This window comes from Micromonospora sp. RB23 (assembly GCF_053585025.1).
This window is the reverse complement of record NZ_CM132111.1, coordinates 6703458-6725807: the sequence shown is the minus strand read 5'-3', so window position 1 is coordinate 6725807 and position 22350 is coordinate 6703458. Positions and strand designations below refer to the sequence as shown.

General features: G+C 73.1%; 18 protein-coding genes. 8 read left to right on the top strand and 10 right to left on the bottom strand.

Going from position 1 to position 22350, the window contains the following annotated elements; genetic code table 11:
- Positions 1–27 precede the first annotated feature (27 nt).
- From ACTFTM_RS30740 to ACTFTM_RS30725, 4 genes are all read left to right on the top strand, one after another.
- Complete coding sequence (locus tag ACTFTM_RS30740) at positions 28–864, top strand: MBL fold metallo-hydrolase (RefSeq protein ID WP_449563782.1); 837 nt, start codon at positions 28–30, stop codon at positions 862–864.
- Positions 861–4457, top strand: coding sequence for an adenylate/guanylate cyclase domain-containing protein (locus tag ACTFTM_RS30735; RefSeq protein ID WP_449563781.1), 3597 nt, complete (start codon positions 861–863; stop codon positions 4455–4457). The genes ACTFTM_RS30740 and ACTFTM_RS30735 overlap by 4 nt, the downstream gene beginning before the upstream one ends.
- Before the next feature lie 180 nt (positions 4458–4637).
- Entirely contained in the window at positions 4638–5093 is a 456-nt protein-coding gene (locus tag ACTFTM_RS30730) for a hypothetical protein (RefSeq protein WP_449563780.1), read from the top strand.
- Between the two features lie 30 nt (positions 5094–5123).
- Positions 5124–6638 (top strand): serine/threonine-protein kinase, encoded by a 1515-nt coding sequence (locus ACTFTM_RS30725; RefSeq protein ID WP_449563779.1) that lies wholly within the window; start codon positions 5124–5126, stop codon positions 6636–6638.
- Here the strand turns inward: ACTFTM_RS30725 and ACTFTM_RS30720 are convergent.
- Positions 6625–6966 carry a hypothetical protein gene (locus tag ACTFTM_RS30720; RefSeq protein ID WP_449563778.1) on the bottom strand — a complete coding sequence of 114 codons (342 nt, stop codon included), beginning with the start codon at positions 6964–6966 and terminating at the stop codon, positions 6625–6627. The genes ACTFTM_RS30725 and ACTFTM_RS30720 overlap by 14 nt on opposite strands.
- Positions 6967–7135: 169 nt before the next feature.
- Here ACTFTM_RS30720 and ACTFTM_RS30715 point away from each other — a divergent pair, with 169 nt between their 5' ends.
- Together ACTFTM_RS30715 and ACTFTM_RS30710 are read left to right on the top strand one after the other, a co-directional pair.
- The gene (locus ACTFTM_RS30715) at positions 7136–8077 is read left to right on the top strand and encodes a transporter substrate-binding domain-containing protein (RefSeq protein WP_449563777.1); all 942 of its coding nucleotides are present in this window, start codon (positions 7136–7138) and stop codon (positions 8075–8077) included.
- Positions 8074–9249, top strand: a complete 1176-nt coding sequence (locus ACTFTM_RS30710; protein WP_449563776.1) for a hypothetical protein — start codon at positions 8074–8076, stop codon at positions 9247–9249. Before ACTFTM_RS30715 ends, ACTFTM_RS30710 begins: the two co-directional genes overlap by 4 nt.
- Here ACTFTM_RS30710 and ACTFTM_RS30705 read toward each other — a convergent pair.
- The 9 genes from ACTFTM_RS30705 to ACTFTM_RS30665 all read right to left on the bottom strand — a co-directional run bounded on the left by ACTFTM_RS30705 (position 9243) and on the right by ACTFTM_RS30665 (position 20276).
- Positions 9243–10406, bottom strand: a complete 1164-nt coding sequence (locus tag ACTFTM_RS30705) for an acyl-CoA dehydrogenase family protein (RefSeq protein WP_449563775.1) — start codon at positions 10404–10406, stop codon at positions 9243–9245. The genes ACTFTM_RS30710 and ACTFTM_RS30705 overlap by 7 nt on opposite strands.
- Positions 10406–12397 (bottom strand): ATP-binding protein, encoded by a 1992-nt coding sequence (locus ACTFTM_RS30700; protein ID WP_449563774.1) that lies wholly within the window; start codon positions 12395–12397, stop codon positions 10406–10408. Before ACTFTM_RS30700 ends, ACTFTM_RS30705 begins: the two co-directional genes overlap by 1 nt.
- A 68-nt stretch (positions 12398–12465) precedes the next feature.
- The gene (locus tag ACTFTM_RS30695) at positions 12466–14067 is read right to left on the bottom strand and encodes an acyl-CoA carboxylase subunit beta (protein WP_449563773.1); all 1602 of its coding nucleotides are present in this window, start codon (positions 14065–14067) and stop codon (positions 12466–12468) included.
- A gap of 55 nt (positions 14068–14122) precedes the next feature.
- Complete coding sequence (locus ACTFTM_RS30690; RefSeq protein WP_449563772.1) at positions 14123–15319, bottom strand: acyl-CoA dehydrogenase family protein; 1197 nt, start codon at positions 15317–15319, stop codon at positions 14123–14125.
- The gene (locus ACTFTM_RS30685) at positions 15316–16920 is read right to left on the bottom strand and encodes an acyclic terpene utilization AtuA family protein (RefSeq protein ID WP_449566776.1); all 1605 of its coding nucleotides are present in this window, start codon (positions 16918–16920) and stop codon (positions 15316–15318) included. Before ACTFTM_RS30685 ends, ACTFTM_RS30690 begins: the two co-directional genes overlap by 4 nt.
- 56 nt (positions 16921–16976) lie before the next feature.
- Entirely contained in the window at positions 16977–17774 is a 798-nt protein-coding gene (locus tag ACTFTM_RS30680; protein ID WP_449563771.1) for a TIGR03084 family metal-binding protein, read from the bottom strand.
- Positions 17775–17812: 38 nt separating this feature from the next.
- Positions 17813–18433, bottom strand: a complete 621-nt coding sequence (locus tag ACTFTM_RS30675) for a TetR/AcrR family transcriptional regulator (protein WP_449563770.1) — start codon at positions 18431–18433, stop codon at positions 17813–17815.
- Positions 18434–18743: 310 nt separating this feature from the next.
- Positions 18744–19487 (bottom strand): metallophosphoesterase family protein, encoded by a 744-nt coding sequence (locus tag ACTFTM_RS30670; protein ID WP_449563769.1) that lies wholly within the window; start codon positions 19485–19487, stop codon positions 18744–18746.
- 111 nt (positions 19488–19598) lie between these two features.
- Positions 19599–20276 (bottom strand): Crp/Fnr family transcriptional regulator, encoded by a 678-nt coding sequence (locus ACTFTM_RS30665; protein WP_007466162.1) that lies wholly within the window; start codon positions 20274–20276, stop codon positions 19599–19601.
- 143 nt (positions 20277–20419) lie between these two features.
- Between ACTFTM_RS30665 and ACTFTM_RS30660 the strand changes: the two genes are divergently transcribed.
- Positions 20420–21082: an adenosylcobinamide amidohydrolase gene (locus ACTFTM_RS30660; protein ID WP_449563768.1), complete on the top strand. Its 663-nt coding sequence runs from the start codon at positions 20420–20422 to the stop codon at positions 21080–21082.
- A 56-nt stretch (positions 21083–21138) separates the two neighbouring features.
- Positions 21139–22317: a CapA family protein gene (locus tag ACTFTM_RS30655; RefSeq protein ID WP_449563767.1), complete on the top strand. Its 1179-nt coding sequence runs from the start codon at positions 21139–21141 to the stop codon at positions 22315–22317.
- The last annotated feature ends 33 nt before the right edge of the window (positions 22318–22350 follow it).

Genomic DNA, 22350 nt, shown 5'->3' with positions numbered 1-22350 from the left:
GGGGGGCGGGGTCGTACGATCGCAGCCATGAGCGGGCACGTGACGGGGGCCGTGGCGGCGTTGGCCGGCGAGCTGCCGGCGTGGGTTTCTTTGCTGCGGGCGCCCAACCCGGGGCCGATGACCCTCGACGGGACGAACACCTGGGTGCTGCGCGCGCCGGCGGCGGAGTACGGCGTCGTGGTCGACCCGGGGCCGGCCGACGAGGGGCACCTGAAGCGGATCGCCGAGCACGGCCCGATCGGCCTGATCCTCATCAGCCACGGGCATTCCGACCACACCGAGGGCTCCGCCCGGCTGAGCAAGCTGCTCGGCGGCGTGCACGTCCTGGCCGCCGACGCGGCGCACACGATCGGCGGCGAGCCGCTGACCGAGCCGGGCGAGCACCTCGGCGGCTTCGGGCTGGAGATCCACCTGCTGCACACCCCCGGCCACACCGCCGACTCGGTCTGCTTTCTGGTCGAGTGCGGCGACGAGCGGGTGGTGCTCACCGGTGACACCATCCTCGGGCGGGGCACGACAGTGGTCGCCCACCCGGACGGGCACCTGGGCGACTACCTGAACAGCCTCGAGCTGCTCTCGGCGTACACCGGGATCGCGGCGCTGCCGGGCCACGGCCCGGCGCTGGCCGACTGCGCCGCCGCCGCCGAGTTCTACCTCGCCCACCGGCGTGCCCGGCTCGACCAGGTCCGGTCCGCGGTCGACGCGGGTGCCCGGACGCCCGCCGACGTGGTCGCGGCGGTCTACGCGGACGTGGACCGCTCACTCTGGTGGGCGGCGGAATGGTCGGTCCGTGCCCAGCTCGAATATCTGGGCGTCGACACCGGGGAATCCGCGCCGGGGGTCAGTGGGTTGGAGCACATGTGACCTGCCCGGTGTGCGGAACCGTCGCCGTACCCGGCGCACGGTTCTGCCACAACTGCGGTGCCGCGCTACCGGCGGCCGCCACGTTGCCGGCGGCCGAGCGCCGGGTCGTCACCGTACTCTTCGGTGACCTCTCCGAGTTCACCTCCTGGTCGGAGGACCTCGACCCGGAACGCGTGGGGGCGGTCACCGACCGCGTGCTCGCCGCCCTGGCCGGTGCCGTCAAGACCTTCGGCGGGCACGTCGACAAGCTGACCGGCGACGGGATCATGGCGGTCTTCGGCGCCCCGGTGGCGCACGAGGACGACGCCGAGCGAGCCGTCCGGGCCGCCCTGTCGATGCAGCGCGCGGTGCGTCGGGTGCTCGACGACGAGCGGGGCGGCGGAGCGCCGCTCGGTCTGCGGGTCGGGCTGAACACCGGCGACGTCATCGCGGGCATCCAGGCCGCCATCGAGTACACGGTCATCGGCGACACGGTGAACACCGCCGCCCGGCTGGCCGACGCCGCTGCCGTCGGCGCGGTCTACGCCGGCGCGCGCACCGCCGCCGCCACCCGGCACGTCTCCTCCTGGCGGGCACTGCGCCCGCTGCGGCTCAAGGGCAAGCGGGAACCCGTCGAGGCGTACGAGCTGCTGGGCCTGCTGGACGCGCCGGGCACCCGCTCGGGTCTCGGTGACGAGGCGCCCTACGTGGGCCGGGAGACCGAGATCGGGCGGGTCGCCGGCCGGCTCGCCGAGGTGATCGACCAGGGTGACCCCCGGGTGCTGCTGATGACCGCCGAGGCGGGCATCGGCAAGTCCCGCTTCGCCGCCGAGGTCGAACGCCTCGCGGCCGGATACGACGTGGGCGCCGGCCGGTACGCGGCGCACACCGGCGCGCGGGTGCTGTCGGTGCGCTGCGCCGCCTTCGGCGAGCGGCGTCGGCTCGCGCCCCTGGCCGACCTGGTCCGTGCCGCCGTCGGTCTCCCCACCGACGCGGCCACCGCGCTCACCCGGCCCGCCGTGGAGGAGCGGCTGCGACGACTCGGCCAGCGTCTCGCCCGCTCCGGTGAGACCGCGCCGATCGCCAACGACCAACTGCTCGCCCTGCTCGGCTACGCCGAACTGCCCGCGCACGGCGGCACCGAGAACGGCGAGTGGGGCGCCGCGGGCGCGGCGGCCGCCGACGCCGAGGCGGTGCCGAACGCCGTGGCCGACCTGCTCAGCGGGCTCGCCTCGGAAGCGCCGCTGGTGATCGTGGTGGACGACCTGCACGACGCGACCGCCGAGACCATCAGCGCGCTCGGGTTGACCCTGTCCCGACTCACCGGTCCGGTGCTCGTCCTGCTGCTCGGCCGGCCCGAGCTGGTCCGTACCGCCGGCGCGCTCACCCGCGTCGCGGACGCCGAGGTGCACTCCCTGCCACCGCTGCGCGGCGCCGATGCCGCACGCCTGCTCACCAGCTATCTCGGCGGCGGAAAGTTGCCGCCGGCCGACGCGGACCGGCTGCTCGCCACCGCGCAGGGTAACCCGTTCTACCTGGCCGAGCTGGTCACCCTCCTGATCGAGCGGGGCGCGCTGACCACCGCCCCCGGCACGCGGAACCAGGACTCGTCCGGTTGGCGGCTGGTCCCCGGCTCGCTGGGCAGTCGGCTGCTGTCCCGCGACCTCGCCGCCGTCCTCGCCGCCCGGATCGACGCGCTGCCCCCGGACGCCCGGACCGTGCTGCGCGACGCCGCCGTCGTCGGCGACACCGTGCCGACCGGCGCGCTGGAAGCCCTCCGCGAGCAGCGGGCCGGCCGGGACGGGAGACCGTCGGCGGTGGTCGCCGTCGAGTTCGACCGGGCCGTCGAGGAGCTGCTGCAACGCCGCATGCTGCACCGCACCCGCTCCGGGTACGCCTTCGCCACCCCGCTGATGCGGGAGGCCGCGTACGCCGGGGTGAGCAAGGCGGAGTTGGCCGAGCGGCACGCCGCGCTGGCCCGCTGGGCCGCGCCGGCCGAGGGTGTCACGGCGGGCGGTTTCTCCGAGGAGTCCCGCGACGACTTCGTCGCCGCACACGTGCAGCGGGCGGCCACGCTCGCCGACGCGGTGAAACTACGACCGGACGCGTCGGCCCGCGCCGTGGTCCCGCTCGGGATCGCCGCACTCGGCCGGGCCGCCCGCCGGTCGCTGTCCGCCGGGGAGCCCGCGCTCGCCGTCGAGTACGCCGAACGCGCCAGCGAACTGGCCCGCGACGGGGTGCCGCCGACCGACCGGGTGGTGCACGCTCGCGCGCTGTTGCAGATCGGTCGGGTCGTGGACGCGCTCGCCTTCGCCGAGAAGATCGCCGCGAACGCGGGGGACGATGCGACCCGGGCCAGCGCCCTGCTGCTCGCCGGGCAGGCCCAGCAGACCCTCGGCGACCAGGGCCGGGCGGAGGCCGCCTGGCAGGAGGCGTTGCAGGTGGCCACCACCGAAGGGCTGCCCACGCTGCGCGCGTCCGCCATGCGGCGACTCGGCATGGGTGACTTCGTGGCCGGTCGACTGAGCCAGGCGAGCAGCCGGCTCGCCGCCGCGTACCAGGTCAGCCTCGCCGCGCAGGATCGGCGCGGGCAGGCCTGGTCGTTGCAGAACCTGGCGTGGGTGACCACCACCCGGGGTGACTTCGCCGGCACCGACGCGGTGCTCGGCCGGGCCGCACGGCTCTTCGCCGAGTTGAAGGACCCGTACGGTCGGGCGTGGCTGCGGGGCACCACCGCGTTCGCCCGACTGCTCGCCGGCCGGCTCCGGGAGGCGTGCCGCCTGGCGCAGGTCTTCCTGCCCTTCGGCGAGCGCGTCGGCGAGGCGTGGGCGGTGGGTACCCTGCGCGCGGTCGCGGCGTTCGCCACCGCGGAGCTGGGCGACCTGGCCGAAGCGGACCGGGAGGCCCGCCGCGCGTACCGCGAGTTCGCCGCCGCCTCCGACGACTGGGGGCGCGGTTTCGCGCTGGTGGTCCGGGCCGTCGTGGCGCGCGGGCTGGGCGAGCCGGAACACGCGGCCGACCTGCTCACCGACGCCCTGGTGTACGCCGAACAGACCTCGCACCCGCTGCTCACCGGAATGGCCGGCACGTTGCGTGGCTTCGTGGCGCTCGACATGGGCGACCACGAGACCGCCGAGCAGGCGGCCCGTGCGGTGCTGACGGCGGTTGAGCCGCACAATCCGCAGGCGCCGGCGCAGGTCGCGCCCCGGGTGCTGCTGGCCACCGCCCGACTGGCGGCCGGTGACCCGGCGACCGCGGTCGGGCTGCTCGCCCCCGTGGCGACGGCCGCGGCCACCGCGCCCTCGCTGCTGTTGTCCCGCCGCCAGACCATGGCGCGGTACGCGTCGGCGCTGCTTGCGCACGGTCAGCGGGAACAGGCGCTGGACTGGGCCCGGCGGGCGGTCGCCGCACCCGCCGAGGACGTGCGCAGTCAGGTGATCGCCGCGACCGTGCTCGCCGACGCATTGGCGGCCTGCGGCTATCCGGACGAGGCCCGGTCCTGCGCCGACGAGGCGGTCCGCCTGGCGTACGCCACCGAGCAACGCAGCGAACGAGCGGCCGCCAAGGCGCTCCAGGAGCGCCTGACCCTCGCGGGTTCCCACCCCGCACCGTGATCATGAAGTTACCGCGCCGACACGCCGGCGTTGGTGGCAACAACTTCATGATCACCGCGCAGTGGAGTTCGGTGGGTTTTGGCGGTTCTGGGGATGTGGTTGTCCCGGCGAGCGGCTAGCGTGTCACCACCGTGCGGTGGTCCACAGTGGTGACCGTCGCCGTGCCTGGGGGAGGCTCACATGAAGCTGCCGCGTTCCGTCGCGGGCTGGACCATCGCGGTCTTCGGCGTCCTGGCGCTCGTGATGGGCGCCGTCGGCATCCTCTGGCCCGAGGCGCAGTTGCGCATGCTCGGTTTCGAGGTGCCGGAGACGCGTTCCCCCGGCGACTACACGGGCACCTTCCTGCTGGCGTCCTCGATGGCGGCGTTCAACATGGGCGTCTACTACCTGCTGGCGACGGTCACCGAGTGGCGGGCGTTCTACCGCTTCACGGTGGTGTTCCGGTTGGTCACCTTCACCGTGTTCACCATCGCCGTGCTGGCCGACATTGCTCCCGAGCGGTTCTTCGGCGTGGCCGCGTGGGAGGGGCTCGGCGCGGTGGCCACCGCTGTCGGCCTGCGGGTGGACGCCCGCCGGGGCACGCCGGCCGTCCCCGCCGCCCCCGCGCCGGCCGCTTCGGCGGACGCGGTGAGCTGAGCCTCCGGCAGGGTTGGGTATTTTCAAGCGGTGACCGACACCCCGAGCGGCGGCCTGCCGGTGCCGATCGTGCCCGGTCTGACTGATTTGCGGGTCTTTGCCCGAGGTGGTTACGCCACCGTCTACCAGGCCACCCAGATCTCCGTCGGCCGTGAGGTCGCCGTCAAGGTCGAGAACCGCACGCTGGACAGCGAACGCGACCAGGCCCGCTTTCTGCGCGAAGCGCGGGCGGCCGGACGGATGTCGTCGCACCCGCACGTCGTGGACCTCTTCGACGTCGGCGTCACCGTCGACCAGCATCCGTACCTGATCATGGAACTCTGCGACGGGTCGTACGCCGAGCGGATGCGTCACTCGCCGCTCGACCCGGTGGAGGCACGCGACCTCGGCATCAAGATCGCGGACGCGTTGGCCCACTCGCACGGCGCCGGGGTCTTGCACCGGGACGTGAAGCCGGCGAACATCCTCTACTCGCACTTCAACTCGGCGGTGCTGGCCGACTTCGGGCTCGCCGTGCTGGCCGAGGCCCGCGACGCGTCGGTCACCCTGGAGGTGCTCACCCCGGCGTACGCGCCACCGGAGATGTTCAGCCACAGCCCGCCGTCGCCGGCCGTCGACGTGTACGCGCTCTGCGCCACCCTCTACGCGGTGATGCACGGCCGGCCGCCGCGGTGGCAGTCCGAGCGCAATCCCAGCCTGGTGACCGTGCTGGAGATGTTCAACCAGCCGATTCCCGGCCTGCCCGGCGTTCCGGACGAGCTGATCGACGTGCTGCGGCTCGGCATGGCCAACGACCCGGCCGAACGGCCCTCCGCTCTCGAGCTGCACGAGTTGCTCGCCAACCTGCCGTTCGGCGCACCGACGGCCCCGGTGAGCGGCGCTCCGATCAGCGGCGGCGCTCCGATCGGCGGTGGCTCGACGCGTTCCGGCCTGTACGGCACGGGCCAGCCCGGCCCGCGGCCACCGGTCGAGGACACCCGACCCAGCGTGCCCGGTGGCCGGCGCTGGCGGCGACGCTGGTTCCTCGGTGGCGCCGGCGTGCTGGCCCTCGCCGCCTCGGCCACCACCGGCGCCTGGGTGGCCAGCAGCGACGGACCGCCCAGCCCGTCCCCCTCGGTGACCCGGGTCGCGGCACCGGCGACCGGCCCACTCCCCGGTTGTACGACGGGCGCCGGAGCGCCGAGCGCGCTGCCCAGCGGCGCCCGCTGTCTGCCCGAGTTGGAGTGCTTCGGCCCGGTACGCATCCGCGGCGAACGTGCGGAGGCGGCGCGGGTCCCCTGCGACGGCCGGCACACCTGGGAGACGTACGCCGAGGGCATCCTGCCGGTGCCGCTGGTGGGCGCGGACCACGACGAGGTGGTCGCCGCCGAGCAGGTACGACAGGTGTGCAGCGCCACGACGTTCCGGCTGACCACCGAGATCGAGCCGGCCGGCTGGCACCTGGAGGTGTTGCCGCCCGTCGACGGCAACGTCGACCGGGTCTACCGGTGCCTGGCGGGCCGGGGCGTCGACGCGCTCACCGCCCCCACCCTCACCGGTCGCTGAACCCGCCGCGCGTCCGCCCCCGGTCACGCACCGCGCGCAACGCGTCCCGGCTGTCCAGCGCGTCGAGGGTGTCAGCGTCGATGCCGTACGGCATCAGGTCCGGTGGGCCGGTGGGGTTCGGCTGCTCCGCCGGCTCCGGTTCGTCACGCTGACGGGCGGCCGACACGGCGACCACGGTGACCATGACGAGCAGCACGCACAGCAGCGCGAGAACCACACCGACAAGATCCTGCCGACGCCAGACGACCAGCAGGATCAGCAGCGCGAGCGCTCCCGGCGCCGCGACCGCCGCCACCATCCGCGCATCGATCCTGGACAGTCGATTCACCCTTCCAGCATGTCGTGGCCCGGCTCGCTGTCAACCGCAGAGGCGATCCGCCACGCCGATCGGCGTTGATCGAACGGTTGGATCGACCTGACCGAACGGCATGCGTACGCAGTGGACCGGTGTCGCTACTCTCGGTGTTCCGCAGGCTGCTCCGTCAGCGAGGTCGCCCATGAACGTCCGTACCCCCCAGTCCCGACTCCGTTCGGTCGCGACGACGTTGGCGGTCGCGCTGACCCTCACCCTCGCCGCCGCCGCCGGCTGTGACAGTCGCAAGGAGCCGGACCTGCAGTCCGTGCAGGAGAAGATGCGCGAGTCGCACATCTACGGCCAGTCGAAGCTGCGCATCGGCGTCGCCACGAACGAGCCGCTGATGGGCGACCTCCGCAACGGCCAGCACATCGGCTTCGACGTCGAGATCGGCCGGTACATCGCCGCTTCCCTCGGCTACGAGGGTGAACAGCAGTTGGAGTTCGTGTCGGTGGCCACCGAGGACCGGATTCCGTACCTACAGGGCGGCACCGTAGACCTGGTGGTGTCCAGTTTCTCGATGACGGAGGAGCGCAAGAAGCTGGTCAGCTTCGCCGGGCCGTACTTCGTCACGACGCAGGAGGTGCTGGTTCCGGTCCGGCTGAAGGACGAGATCCGCACCATCGAGGACCTGCGGAACCCGAAGTACAAGATCTGCACCAGCGGTGGCTCGACCACCGAGACCGAATTGGAGAAGCGCCAGGTCAAGGCGCTGGTGGTGAAGGACGTCTGGGACTGCGTGAACGGCATCCGCGCCGGCCGGTACGACGCCGTCAGCTCGGACGAGACGATCCTCGCGGGCTTCCTCGCCACGTACCCCAAGGAGTTCGAGATCGTCGACCTGCCCTTCGGCACGAGCGAGCTGTTGGGCATCGGCGTGCCGATCGGCGACCCGGCGCTGCGTGACCTGGTCGCGTTCTTCCTTCAGAAGAGCTACCTGCAGGGGCGCGACGGGCAGGCCAGTCCGTGGCAGACGGCGTACAACCGGACCCTGGGCCCGTGGCTGCGGATCGAGAAGAGCCAGCCACAGCCGCTGGAGGTACCGAAGCTCGTCGACTTCGACGACAAGGCACCCCGGCGGTGAGCGGGACGCGGACCGCGACCGGTGACGCGGGCGCCGACGGCCCGGTGCCGACGCCCCGCGCGTCCGTACCGCCGGACCACGTCGAGGTCGACGCCGACGAGACGCCGCACGTCGAACCCACCGGACCGGCAGCCGACGCGGAGCAGGCCGCCGACGCCGTGCCGGTGCGGTGGGACCCGGCGGAGCGGCGGGCGCGGGCCAGCCAGTCGTTCTGGACCGCGGTCGTGGGCGTACCGGCGATCTTCTCGGTGCTCCGGCTCGGCGTGGAGGCGGGCGGGGAGCTACAGACCACGCTGTTGCTGGTCGCGAACGTCGGGACGGTCAACCTGCTCGCGGGTTTCCTGACCACCGCCGCTCGACTGCTCTCCACCGGGCTGGTCGCCGTCTTCGCGCTCGGCGCGGTGCTGGCCGTGAGCGTGGAGCGCCTGCCGCCCGGCACCCGGCGTCGCCCGCTCTTCGCCCGCTGGGCGGACCTCACCCCGGCCTGGTTCGTGTTGGCCAGCTTCCTGCTCGCCCTGCTCACCTGGCCGCTGCTCTACCTGCCGCTGCTGCTGCCGGCGTTCGTGGCCGCGTTCCAACTCCGGCCGGAGCGGTTGCACGAATGGGTCGTACCCCGGTTGCTGGCGATCGTGGCGCTGTTCGCCGGGTACGGGTGGCTGATGGTGCCCACGCTGCGCGACGCCGGCGCGCAGGGTGAGCTGCTGGTGCTGGCGCTGCTGGTGGTCCCTCCGGTGCTGGCGCTGTTCATCGCCGGTCCGCTGCCCGGCGTGGTCATCCGTCCCCTGGCGTCGGTGACCGAGGTGGCGGTGCTGGCCATGCTGGTCTGGGCCGCGCTACCGGTGATCAGCACACCGGTGCTGCCCCTCACCGTCACCACGGTGGGCGCCGAGAACGGCCCGACCGAGGACGTACGGGGGCACGTGGTGACCACCGACGACGTCAACATGGTGATCCTGCAGGAACGGGGTGGGGTCCGGTACGTGCCGGTCGGCCTCGTCCGGGCGCAGGTGCTCTGCCCGAGCGAGGAGGAGCTGCCCCGGCACCGGCTGCGCATCCACGACTTCCACGTCGAGGACTCGCTACTGGAGGGGCTGGGCCGCCGCGTACGCCCGGTGCACCGCATCGACGCCGCCTGCCGTGCCCCCGGGTTGACCGCCGCCGCGCCTCAGTAGGACTTCTCCTGACCGAGGACGTGCTGGGCGACGAAGTTGAGGATCATCTCCCGGCTGACCGGGGCGATCCGGCCGGCCCGTACCGCGCCGAGCAGCGTCGCCACCCCGTACTCGGTGGTCATGCCGGCCCCGCCGAGGGCCTGCACGGCGGTGTCCACGGCGAGCGCGGCGGCCTCGCCGGCCGCGTACTTGGCCATGTTCCCGGCCACCCCGGCCTCCAGGTCGCGGCCGGCGTCGTACAGCGTGGCCGCCTTCTGAATCATCAGGCGGGCCAGCTCGACCTGCACGGCCGCGTGCGCCAGCGGATGCGACACCCCCTGATGGGACCCGATGCTCCGGCCACCCCAGACCCTGCGGGTGGCGGTGTACTCGCTGGCACGCTCGATGGCGTACCGGCCGGTGCCGGCGCCCATCGCCGCCACCGTGATCCGCTCCGGGTTCAGCCCACTGAACAGCGCCGGCAGCCCGGCGTCCAGCGATTCGCCGACCAGCGCGTCGGCAGGCACCCGCACGTCGTCCAGGTACAGCAGGAACTGGTTCTCCGGGGACACGATCTCCATGTCCAGCTTGGACCGGGTCAGTCCGGCGGCGTCGGTCGGCACGATGAACAGCGCCGGCTTGAGCTTCCCGGTGGAGGAGTCCTCGGTCCGGGCCACCACGAGCACGTGACCCGCCTCGTCGACGCCGGAGATGTAGCACTTGCGGCCGTTGAGCACCCAGTCGTCACCGTCGCGGCGGGCCACCGTGCCGAGGCGGTGGAAGTTGGAACCGGCCTCCGGTTCGGTGATCGCGAAGACGATCTTCGCCGAGCCGTCGGCGAGACCGGGGAGGTGCCGTTTGCGCTGCTCCTCGGTGCCGTGTCGGGCGATCACGGTGGCCGCGATGGCGGGGGACACCACCAACAGCAGCAGCGGGCAGCCGGCCGCCGCCAGCTCCTCGCAGACGATTGCCAGCTCGGTGATGCCGCCGCCCCCGCCGCCGTACTCGGTGGGGATGTTGACCCCCAGGTAGCTGAGCCGCCCCGCCTCGGCCCACAGCTCCCTGGTGTGTTCCCCGGCCTTCGCCTTCCCGACGAAGTAGCCGTGCCCGTACCGGCGGCCGAGCGCCCGTACGGCGTCGCGCAACTGGTCCTGTTCGGAGGTGAGGTCGAAGGTCATCAGTGGTCCTTTCCGATAACGGCCAGCACGGCGCCCGCCTGCACCTGAGCACCGGCTGGCACCGGCAGTTCGGCGACCACGCCGTCGCTCGGGGCGAGCACGGGATGTTCCAGCTTCATCGCTTCCAGCGTGAGCAGAAGATCGCCGGCCGCGACGCGTTGGCCGACCTCCACGTGCACCCGGGTCACCGCGCCGGGCAGCGGCGCGAGCAGCGACCCGGCGGCCAGCTCCGCGGTCGGGAGGGGGAGACGCGGCAGTTCGGCCAGGCTCGCCGCCCCGTCCGGGCCGTCCACGAAGATCTCCGACCCCACCCGGTGTACGCGGTACGACCGGCGCACCCCGTCGACGTCGAGCACCACCCGGTCCGGTGTGGCCCCGACCAGCTCGACGGTGGACGGGCCGGCGGTGTGTTCGTCGGTGTCGCGTTCGACGGACCACTCGGCGAGCCGGCCGGCGCGGTCGAGCCGGTAGCGGACCTCGATCTCGCCGTCCGGGCCGGTGAAGCGGGTGACCTGCCCGCCGGCCGGCACGTTGCGCCAGCCGGAGGGGAGCCCGGCGAGGACCGGCGCGGTCGATCGACGGTGTGCGGCGCCGGCCAACGCGGCGGCGAGCGCGGTGACCGACAGTTGGTCGGCGGCAAGCAGCGGGGCGAAGACCTCGGGGTGCCGGTCCAGGAAGCCGGTGTCGATCTCGCCGGCCGCGAACTCGGGGCTGCGCAGCACCCGGACCAGCAGATCCCGGTTGGTGGCGACGCCGTGGATCTCGGCCCGTGCCAGCGCGCCCGCGAGCGCGCGGATGGCCTCGGACCGGGTCGGCGCCACGGCGATCACCTTGGCGAGCAGCGAGTCGTAGTGCACGCCCACCACCGACCCCGCCACCACGCCCGAGTCGAGTCGCAGACCCGCCGGGTGGATCCAGCCGAACTCGCCGTCCACCCCGGGCACGTCGAAGCGGTGCAGGGTGCCGGTGGCGGGCCGCCAACCCTGCGCCGGCTCCTCGGCGCAGAGCCGCACCTCGACGGCGTGGCCACGCGTCGCGGGGTGGTGGTCTGCGGGCAGCGGCTCGCCCTCGGCCACCAGCACCTGCATCCGGACCAGGTCCAGCCCGTCCGGGGTGACCAGTTCGGTGACCGGGTGCTCCACCTGGAGCCGGGTGTTCATCTCCAGGAAGTAGACCGCCCCGTCGGGCGTCAGCAGGAACTCGACAGTGCCCGCGCCCACGTAGTCGACAGCTCGTCCGGCTGCCTCGGCCGCCTCGTGCAGACGTTCCCGCACCTCGGTCGGCACGAGACCGGGGGCCTCTTCGATGATCTTCTGGTGCCGGCGCTGGATCGAGCACTCCCGGACACCGAGCACCTGCACGCTGCCGTGGGTGTCGCCGAGGATCTGCACCTCGACGTGCCGGCCGCGCTCGACGTACCGCTCGATGAAGACCGTGCCGTCACCGAACGCCGAAGCCGCCTCGCGGCCCGCGGAGGCGACGGCCTCGGCAAGCTCGGCGGCGTCCCGGACGATCCGCATGCCCCGCCCGCCACCGCCGGCGGACGCCTTCACCAGCACCGGGAAGTCGGTGACCTGGTCGACATCCGTCCAGCTCGGCAACATCGGCACGCCCGCCTCGGCGAGCAGCGCCTTGGCCGCCAGCTTGTCGCCCATCGCGGCGATGACCTTGGCCGGCGGGCCGACCCAGGTCAGGCCCGCGTCGGTCACCGCCGCCGCGAACTCGGCGTTCTCGGCGAGGAAGCCGTAACCCGGGTGGACGGCGTCCGCGCCGCTGCGCCGGGCCGCGTCCAGGATGAGATCCACGCGCAGGTACGTCTCGGCCGGTGTGGCGCCCGGCAGCCGGACCGCCTGGTCGGCCTCGGCGACGAAGGGCGCGTCGGCGTCCGCGTCCGAGTGCACGGCGACGGTCTGCACGCCCATCGCCCGGCAGGTGGCGAAGACCCGCCGGGCGATCTCACCCCGGTTGGCCACGAGTAGTCTCTTGATCATTCGCGCTGAGCCTGCCTTTCGTTCGCGACTGCGGGACTCCGCTTCGCTGCATTCCTCGCGCTCACGGATCAGTGCCGGAAGACGCCGAACCCGTCGGCGCCCTGCACCGGTCCGTTGTGGATCGCCGAGAGACAGAGCCCGAGGACGGTACGCGTGTCCCGAGGGTCGATCACCCCGTCGTCGTAGAGCCGGCCGGACAGGAACAGCGCGCCCGACTGCGACTCGATCTGCTGCTCGACCATCATCCGCATCGCCGCGTCGGACTCCTCGTCGTAGTCGCGCCCACGGGCGGCGGCAGCCTGCCGGGCCACGATCGACAGCACGCCGGCGAGCTGCGCCGGGCCCATCACGGCCGACTTGGCGTTCGGCCAGGTGAACAGGAACCGCGGCTCGTACGCCCGGCCGCACATGCCGTAGTTGCCGGCCCCGTACGAGGCCCCGAGGTTCACCGTGAGGTGCGGCACCGTCGAGTTGGACACCGCGTTGATCATCAGTGCGCCGTGCTTGATGATCCCGCGCTGCTCGTACTCGGTGCCGACCATGTAGCCGGTGGTGTTCTGTAGGAAGATCAACGGGGTGTCGGAGGCGTTGGCGAGCTGGATGAACTGGGCCGCCTTCTGCGCCTCCGCGCTGAACAGCACCCCGCGCGCGTTGGCCAGCACGCCCACCGGATAACCGTGCAGCTCGCCCCAGCCGGTGACCAGCGAGTCCCCGTACGCCGGCTTGAACTCGTCGAAGTCACTGCCGTCCAGGATGCGGGCCAGCACCTCACGTGGGTCGAACGGCACCTTCAGATCGGAGCTGACGATGCCCAGCAACTCCTCCGGGTCGTACTTCGGCGGCTGCGGCACCGCCGTCCGTGGCGCGGGGCCCCGCTTGCGCCAGTTCAGCCGGCGTACGCACTGTCGGGCCAGGCGGATGCCGTCGCGCTCGTCCTCGGCCAGGTAGTCGGCCAGCCCGGACGTGCCCGCGTGCATCGCCGCGCCGCCCAGCGACTCGTCGTCGGTGACCTCGCCGGTCGCCATCTTCACCAGCGGCGGCCCGGCCAGGTAGACCTGCGACCGGTCCCGAATCATGATCACGTGATCGGACATGCCCGGCACGTACGCGCCACCGGCCGTCGCGTTGCCGAAGACCACGCTGACCGTGGGGATGCCCGCCGCCGAGAGGCGGGTCAGGTCACGGAACACCCGACCGCCGGGGATGAAGATCTCCGCCTGCGTGGGCAGGTCCGCACCGGCCGACTCGACCAGGTTCACCATGGGCAGCCGGTTGGCGAGGGCGATCTCGCCGGCCCGCCGGGTCTTGGCGAGGGACCACGGGTTGACCGCGCCGCCGCGTACCGTCGGGTCGTTGGCGACGATCAGGCACTCCACGCCCTCGACGACGCCGATGCCGGTGACCACGCTGGCGCCGACCGGGAAGTCCGTGCCGTAGGCGGCGACCGGCGACAGTTCGAGGAACGGGCTGTCCGCGTCGACAAGCAACCCGATGCGCTCCCGGGGCAGCAGCTTGCCGCGCGCGTGGTGCCGCGACACGTACTTCTCACCGCCGCCCGCCCGCGCCTGATCGAGCGCGGCGTCCAGTTCGGCCAGCCGCTCCACCAGGGCTGCCCGGTTCGCCGCGTACCCGGGCGCAGCCGGGTCGATCGCGCTGTCCAGAATCGTCACCGTGCCTCCTTCGTTCGCGACTGCGGGGCTCGCAGAACCGGCTCACTCCGCGCGCTCACAGGCCCATGCCTTTTACGATGATCTCGTTCATGATCTCGGTGGTGCCGCCGCCGATGCCGAGAATCCGCGCGTCGCGGTAGTGCCGCTCCACCTCGGCGTCGCGCAGGTAGCCGAAGCCACCGTGCAGTTGCAGCGCCTGGTCGACGACGTGGTCGCAGGCCGCCACGGCCACGTTCTTCGCCATGGCCACCTCGGTCACCACGGGCTCGCCCGCGGCCACCCGGGCGGCCACCTCGTGCACGTACGACCGGGCCGCCTCGGCCCGCGTGTGCATCTCGGCCAACCGGTGCCGGACCACCTGCCGGCCGACCAGCGGACGCCCGAAGGTCTCCCGGTCCCTGCACCAGCGCACCGCCAGCTCCACACAGCGCTGCGCGGTCGCGTACGCCTGCGTCGCCAGCGAGAGCCGCTCCGCCGCGAAGTGCTGCATGATCGCCAGGAAGCCGGTGTTCTCCGCGCCGATCCGGTTGGTCACCGGCACCCGCACGTCCACGAAGGACAGCTCGGCCGTGTCCGAGCAGTGCCAGCCCAGCTTCTCCAGCCGGCGTCCCACGGTGAATCCGGGCGAGTCCTTGTCGATCACGAGCAGGGTCAGCTCACCGCTGCCGGGGAAGTCGGTGCACACCGCCGTGGTCACGAAGTCGGCCCGGTGACCGCTGGTGATGTAGGTCTTCGATCCGTTCACCACGTAGTGGTCGCCGTCCCGGACGGCGGTCGTGCGGATGCCGGCCACGTCCGAGCCGCCGTCCGGTTCGGTGATGGCCAGGGCGCCGATCATCGTGCCGGCCAAAGTGGGTCGGACGTACCGTTCGATCAGGTTGTCGTCACCCGGGGACGACGCGCCGGTGAGTCGGCCGCCAAGCGATCCACTGGTACGGGCGCCGGCGGCGGCGACCATGTGCGGCAGCGCGATGCCGTGCGTGAACAGGGCCGCGACCAGCCCGGACGACCCACCGGCGCGGATCAGCTCCTCGGTCACGATGATCGAGTCGAGCAGGTCGCCGCCGCTGCCGCCGACCGACTCGGGAAAGCCGATGCCGAGCAGGCCCAGCTTCGCGGCGGTGGCGTGCAGCGCCCGGGGGACCTCGCCGGCCCGCTCCCAGTCGTCCAGGTGCGGCAGGACCTCCCGGGTGACGAACGCCCGGGTCAGCTCGCGGAGCTGTCGGCGCTCGGGGGTGTTCGCGATGCTCATGGCGTGACTCCTGCCGGCAGGTCGACGATCCGTGCGCGGAGCAGCTCGCCCAACGCCTTGGCCTGCGGATCGAACCGGGTGGACGCGGCGACCCCGGCCCCGAGCAGACCCTCGATCACGAAGTTCACCGCGCGCAGGTTCGGCAGCTCGTAGCGCCGGACGGTCAGTGCCGCCGTCTCGGGCAGCAGCTCGGCCAACCGCTCGACGGTCAACCAGGCGCGCAGCCACGCGTACGCGGTATCGGAGCGCGCCCAGACGCCGAGGTTGGCGTCCCCGCCCTTGTCGCCGGAGCGCGCGCCGACCAGCTCACCGAGCGCTCCCCGCCGGGTGGGTCCGACGGTCACCGCTGCACCGCCCGGGGCTGACTCGTCCTGCTCGACGGCGGCCGTGCGGACCGGCGGGGCGATCGACACCCGCGCGCCGCCGGGCAGGACCGCCACGTGCCCGACCTCGTCCTGCGGCACGCTGTCGGCGGTGAAGACGCCGTACGGGGTGGCGTCGCCCGGCAGGGTGGTCAGCGTGCAACCCGGATACGAGGCCAGCGCCAGCTCCACGGCGGCGGCCGAGAAGGCCCGCCCGGCCCGCGTCCGGTCACTGTCGCGCAGGTGTACGTGCAGCAGGGCGCTGGCCGCCTCGGTGTCGGCGGCGTCCGGGTGGTCGGTGCGGGCGAGGGTGAACTCCAGCCCGTCCTTGCCCACCGCCTCCTCGATCTGCCCGCGCACCAGGGCAGCCTTGGCCTCGATGTCGAGGCCACAGAGGACGAACGTCATCGAGTTCCGGAAGCCGCCGAGGTTGTTGACGCCCACCTTGAGCGTGGGCGGCGGCGGTGTGCCCCGCACACCGGTGACGCGTACCCGGTCCGGCCCGTCCGGGTGCAGCGTCACCGTGTCCAGTCGGCTGACCACGTCCGGCCCCAGGTATGCCGGCCCGCCGACCTCGTACAACAGTTGGGCGGTGACGGTCTCCACGGTGACCGCGCCACCGGTGCCCGGATGTTTGGTGAGTACGGCCGAGCCGTCGGCGTGCACCTCGGCGATCGGGAAGCCGGGCCGGCGCCCGCCGTCGGGCAGCTCGGTGAAGAAGCTGAAGTTGCCGCCGGTGACCTGCGCGCCGCACTCGACGAGGTGTCCCGCGACGGTGGCCCCGGCCAGCTCGTCGAGGTCGTCGCGGCTCCACCCGTACCGGGCGATGGCCGGGCCGACCACCAGCGACGCGTCGGTGACCCGGCCCGTCACCACCACGTCGGCCCCGGCGTCGAGGCAGGCGGCGATCCCGAACGCGCCCAGGTAGGCGTTGGCGGTGAGCGCGTCGGCGCGTGGGAGCGCGTCGCCCTCGACGTACCCGACCTTCGCCGTCAGGCCCAGGCGGCCGGCGAGCGCCTCGATGGCGGCGGCCAGCCCGGCCGGGTTCAGCCCGCCGGCGTTCGTCACGACCCGTACGCCCCGGTCGAGCGCCGTCCCGAGGCACGTCTCCGCCTGGCGCAGGAACGTCTTCGCGTAGCCGAGGGCGGGGTCGCGCAGCCGGTCCCGACCGAGGATCAGCATGGTCAACTCGGCCAGGTAGTCACCGGTCAGCACGTCCAGCTCGCCGCCGTCGAGCATCTCCCGCCAGGCGGTGAACCGGTCACCGTAGAAGCCGGAGGCGTTGCCGATACGGATCACGGGCGTACTCCGTTTCCGGTGGCCGGCGTCCGGCCGTCTCCCGGCGGTCCGGCGAAGGCCTGGGCCACGTCGAGCCATTCGTCGGCGACCGGGCCGGTGGGTCGCAGGGCGAGATCCGCCCGGTGCCGGCGCTGGGTGACCAGGAGACAGAAGTCCCGGGCCGGGCCGCTCAGCCGGTCGGCGGCGTCCGCCGGTCCCCAGGTCCAGGTGTCGCCGCCGGGCGCGGCCAGCTCGACCCGGACCGGCGCCGTCGGCGCCTCCCGACCGTGGGCGGCGAAGCCGTGCCCGAGGGTACGCACACCGAGGTGCGCCACGTGACGGAGGCGGTCGGTCGCCGGGCGCATCACACCGAGGGCGTCGGCCACGTCCTCACCGTGCGCCCACGTCTCCATCATCCGGGCGGTGGCCATCGAGGTGGCCGACATCCGGGTGCCGTACCAGGGCAACTTCTCGCCGGCCGGAACGGCGGCCAGTGCGTCGACGAGCGCGGCCCGGCCGGCCCGCCAGCGGGCCAGCAGGTCGGCGGGTGGCGCCAGGAACTCGTCGACGCCGGCGTCCACCAGCCGGGTAACGTCCGGCGCGCCGGTCACCGTCGCGTAGAACGCCTCGGCGTCGGTGGCAGCCAGCAGCGCCACGTGGTCGGTCCAGGCCAGGTGGGCGACCTGGTGCGCGATGGTCCAGCCCGCTGCCGGGGTCGGGCGGGCCCAGTCGGCCACGGACAGCGGCGCGACCAGCGCATCCAGGTCGTCGCACTCGTCGGTCAGATCCGCGAGCAGGTCACTGAGGTCGACCATGGTGCCTCCGGTCGGTGCGGGCCCCCCGATGGGCGGGGTCAGGGCGTGAGCAGGGTGGCGAGCTGGCGTTTCCAGGTGACGAGCAGGGCGGTACGACGGGCCGAGTCGTCGCTGAGCAGGTTGGCCACCCCGAGCCCGCGCATCAGGTCGAGAGTGGCCTGCACCGCCTCGCGGACGCCAGGTCGGCGCTCGTCGACCCCGAGCAGCGCGATGGTGAGCCGGTGCATCTCCCGGCCGACCGTCGCCTCCAACGGCACGAGGGCGTCGCGCAGCTCGTGGTCGGTGCGGGCGGCCACCCACAGTTCGAGCGCGGCGACGAAGAGCGGCCCGGTGAAGGCCGCCCCGAGCAGGTCGATCACCCGATCCAGCCGCTGCGGGCCGGCCGGCAACGCCTCGGCCTCGGTACGCAGTTCGTCGGCCCGGCGCTCGGCCAGGTGCGCCACGGCGGCCGTGACCAGCGCGGCCTTGGTGGGGTAGTGGTGTAGCTGGGCGCCCCGCGAGACGCCGGCCCGGGCGGCCACGACGGTGGTCGTGGTGCCGGACCATCCGTGCTCGATGAGGCAGTCGACAGTGGCCTCCAGCAGGCGGGCCCGGGTGGCGCGACTGCGCTCCTGCTGGGGGACACGCGTCGATGCGGCAGGGGCTGATGCGGGAGACACGCGAACAGCTTGTTGCCTCAGAAACAAACAGTCAAGACTGACTTTTTGTGGAGCGTGCTCGTCCAGGTGGGGCGGGGGTGCTGGGTTTCGTCGTGCGGCCTGCGTCGTGCGGGCAGGCTGCGCGCGGTGCGAGGTCGGCACATACGGTGTGCTCGCTTTGGAGCTGATGTCCCAAACGAATCGCTCGTGCGTTGCCGAGGGCATCCGGCTATCGCCCGCGCTGATGTCGTTAACGATTCAGCTCCAAAGGCACCCCGACCCTGTACCCCGAGGTCTCGGGGGAGCGGAATCCCCAGCCCACCAGTCCGGGTCAGCGGCCGTCCCGAGGGCCGAAGACGGCGAGCGCGTCGGCGTCGCTGTGTTGGGAGCGCAGGTACTCGTCGGCCCACGCGGTGGCGTCCGGATAGCCCGACTCCGCCGCCACCCGAGCGCAGGCCGCGTCCACGTCGAAAGCGGTACGGCGTAGCTGGACGCCCGGCCCGAGCAGCGCCCACCACGCGCCAGCGCCCCCGTACGGCATGCCGATGCTGCCCGGGTTGACGACCAGCCGTCGGTCGACCAGCCGCGCGAAGGGCATGTGGGTGTGGCCGCAGACGACCGTGCGGACCTCGGCCGGCAGGCCCGCGAACACCTCGGCCCAGCGCTCCATCCGCGAGTCGACGAGCACCATCTCCTCGTCGTCGCGGGGCGTCGCGTGGCAGAACAGCGTCGGGCCCAGGCCGTCGATCTCCAGCGTCACGGTCGTGGGCAGCGCCGCGAGCCGGGCGGCCTGGTCGTCGCGGAGTTGGCCGGCGGCCCAGTTCGACACCTCGATCGAGGCGGGTCGGCCCCCACGGGCCTCGACCAGCTCACGTTCGCAGTTGCCGCCCACCCAGCAGGCCCGGTCACCGAGCCCGGCGAGCACGTCCAGCACCTCGACCGGCTGCGGGCCGGCCGCGATGTCGCCGGTCAGCACGATGAGGTCGGCGGCGGCGACGTCCGGCTCGGCCAGCACGGCCTCCAGCGCGGGCAGCACACCATGGATGTCGGAGAGCACGGCGACGCGGTTCGGCATCTTCCCACCCTCACCCGGCCAGCCGCCCCCGAACCAGCGATTCTGCGCCGGGCAGACAAAGACGTCCCCGCCCTGACCGTCGGTGACGGAAGGCGGGGACGTCCCGATGTCTCAGACGCGGGCGCGGCGGGCCAGACGCTCCGGGTCCAGGATGATGATGCTCTTGCCGTCCAGCCGCAGCCAGCCGCGTGAGGCGAAGTCGGCCAGCGCCTTGTTGACCGTCTCCCGGGAGGCGCCGACGAGCTGGGCGATCTCCTCCTGGGTGAGGTCGTGGGTCACGCGCAGGACCCCGCCGTCGCGGGTGCCGAAGCGGCCGGCCATCTGGAGCAGGTTCTTCGCCACCCGGCCCGGCACGTCCGTGAAGATCAGGTCGGCGAGCGAGTCGTTGGTCCGGCGCAGCCGCCGGGCGAGCACGCGGAGCAGTTGCTCGGCGATCTCCGGGCGGTTGTTGAGCCACGGGCGCAGCGCCTGCTTGCGCAGCCGTACCAGTCGGGTGTCGGTCACCGCGGTGGCGGTCGCCGTACGCGGGCCCGGGTCGAAGAGCGACAGCTCGCCGACCATGTCCGACGGCCCCATCACCGCGATCAGGTTCTGCCGGCCGTCCGCCGCCCGGCGGCCGACCTTGATCTTCCCGGACAGCAGGATATAGAGGCTGTCACCGGGCTCGCCCTCATTGAAGACGATCTCGCCCTTGCGGACCTCGATCGTCTCCATCTCCTTGGCGAGCGCCTCGGCAGCTTCCGGGTCCACACCCTGGAAGATCCCGCTGCGGGCCAGTACCTCATCCATTGCGCACCTCCGGTTGCGCGTGCCGTCCGTCGGCCGGGGCCGCCGTCCGCTGATCCCCTCGCGCGCCGCCAAGTCTAGGCGCACGTGAGCACGAATCAGAGGTCGCCCCTGGAATCTTGATCGGTGGGCGTAACCTGCCCGACGTGCTGAGGGACCCGATTCTGACCAGCCGCATCGAGGACGGGCGCCCTGTGCCGCTGCTCGTCTGGCGGACCGACGGTCCCCTGCGGGCGGTCAGCAGCGGCCCGCTGGGCGGCGGCGTCGGCCTCCGGCGGTGGGTGGTGAACGCGACCGTGCCCATGTCGTACGACCGGGACGACCCCGCCGCCCACCTGGCCGCGCTCGCCGCGGACCTGGCCCTGGACGGTCCCGGGGTGGGTCTGCTGACCGGCGTCGACGTGGCCGAGGTGGTGGCCCGGACGGACACCGGGGTGCGGGCATGGGCGACCGTCGGCCTCGGGACGCCGGTGCCCGCCGCCGCCCCGGCCGCGGGCGCGCTCACGCAGCGGGTGGGCACGGTCAACATCGTGGTGTACGTGCCGGCCCGGCTCGCCGACCCGGCGCTGGTCAACGCCGTCGCCACCGCCACCGAGGCGAAGACCCAGGCGATCGGCGAGCTGGGGCTGCCGGGTACGGGCACCCCCACCGACGCCGTCACCGTGCTCTGTCCGCTGGACGGGCCGGAGGCCGCGTACGGCGGGCCGCGCTCGACGTGGGGCGCCCCGCTGGCACGAGCCGTCCATGCCGCCGTGCTCGCGGGCGGCGAACGACCGGTCGTGCCCTGGTCGGACCGGCTGACCGGCTGAACTTCCGGCCGATCGGCCCTCGTCGGCGCGTTCCGGGGTCGGTAGGGTCGCGGGCGATGTACGCTGCCGCCCCTTCCGCACCCCGCCCGTTCCGCCGCGTCGCCGTCGGCCTCGCGGCGCTGCTGGCCGCCCTGCTCGTCGCCGGCTGCGCCGACAGCGGGGAGGACCCGGTGTGGCAGCCCGGCGCCGGTGGTGGCGGCACGGGCGCGCCGCTGAACACGGCCGGCCCGAAGACCAGCGGCGGCGCGACGACCTCCGGCGGGGGCGGCGCCATCTCGCTCTCCGCTACCGGCGACATCATCATGGGCAACGCGCCAGGTCGGCTGCCCGCCGCCGGCGGCAAGGGCTTCTTCGACTCGGTCACCGGGGCGCTCAAGGCCGACCTGGTCATGGGCAACCTGGAGGAGCCGCTGACGGTGGACACCGGCACCGGCAAGTGCGGGGCCAACTCCACCCGCTGCTTCCAGTTCCGCGCCCCGCCCGAGTACGCGGCGCACCTGCGCGACGCCGGTTTCCGGGTGCTCAACCAGGCCAACAACCACGGCTACGACTACGGGCCGAAGGGCTACGAGAACACGCAGAAGGCGTTGGAGAAGTACGACCTGGAGCACACCGGCGCGCCGGGCGAGATCACCGTTGTCGACGTCAAGGGCGTCAAGGTCGCCGTGGCCGGCTTCTCCTCGTACGTCTGGTCCAACAGCCTGGTCGACATCGCCAAGGCCAGGACGGTGGTCGCCAAGGCGGCCACCATGGCCGACCTCGTCGTGGTGCAGGTGCACATGGGCGGCGAGGGAGCGGACAAGACCCGGGTGAAGCCGGGCACCGAGCTGTTCCTGGGCGAGAACCGGGGCGATCCGGTCAAGTTCTCGCACGCCATGATCGACGCGGGCGCGGACCTGATCGTCGGGCACGGGCCGCACGTGCTGCGGGGCATGGAGTTCTACAAGGGGCGGCTGATCGCGTACAGCCTGGGCAACTTCGCCGGCGGCGGCAACTCCTTGAGCAATGCCGGCCGGCTGGGCTGGGGCGGCGTGCTGAAGGTGTCCCTCAGGCCCGACGGGAGCTGGGGTGGCGGCTCGTTCACCTCGACGTACATGAACTCGACCGGCAAGCCGACGATGGACCCGGACGACCGGGGCCTGGGGCTCGTCACCGAACTGAGCCGCACCGACTTCCCGAGGAGCGGGGCCCGGTTCGACGGGCAGGGCAGGATCACCGCGCCGACCGGCGGTTGACCGCGGAGGAACGTCCGGGGTGCGACGTAGGCT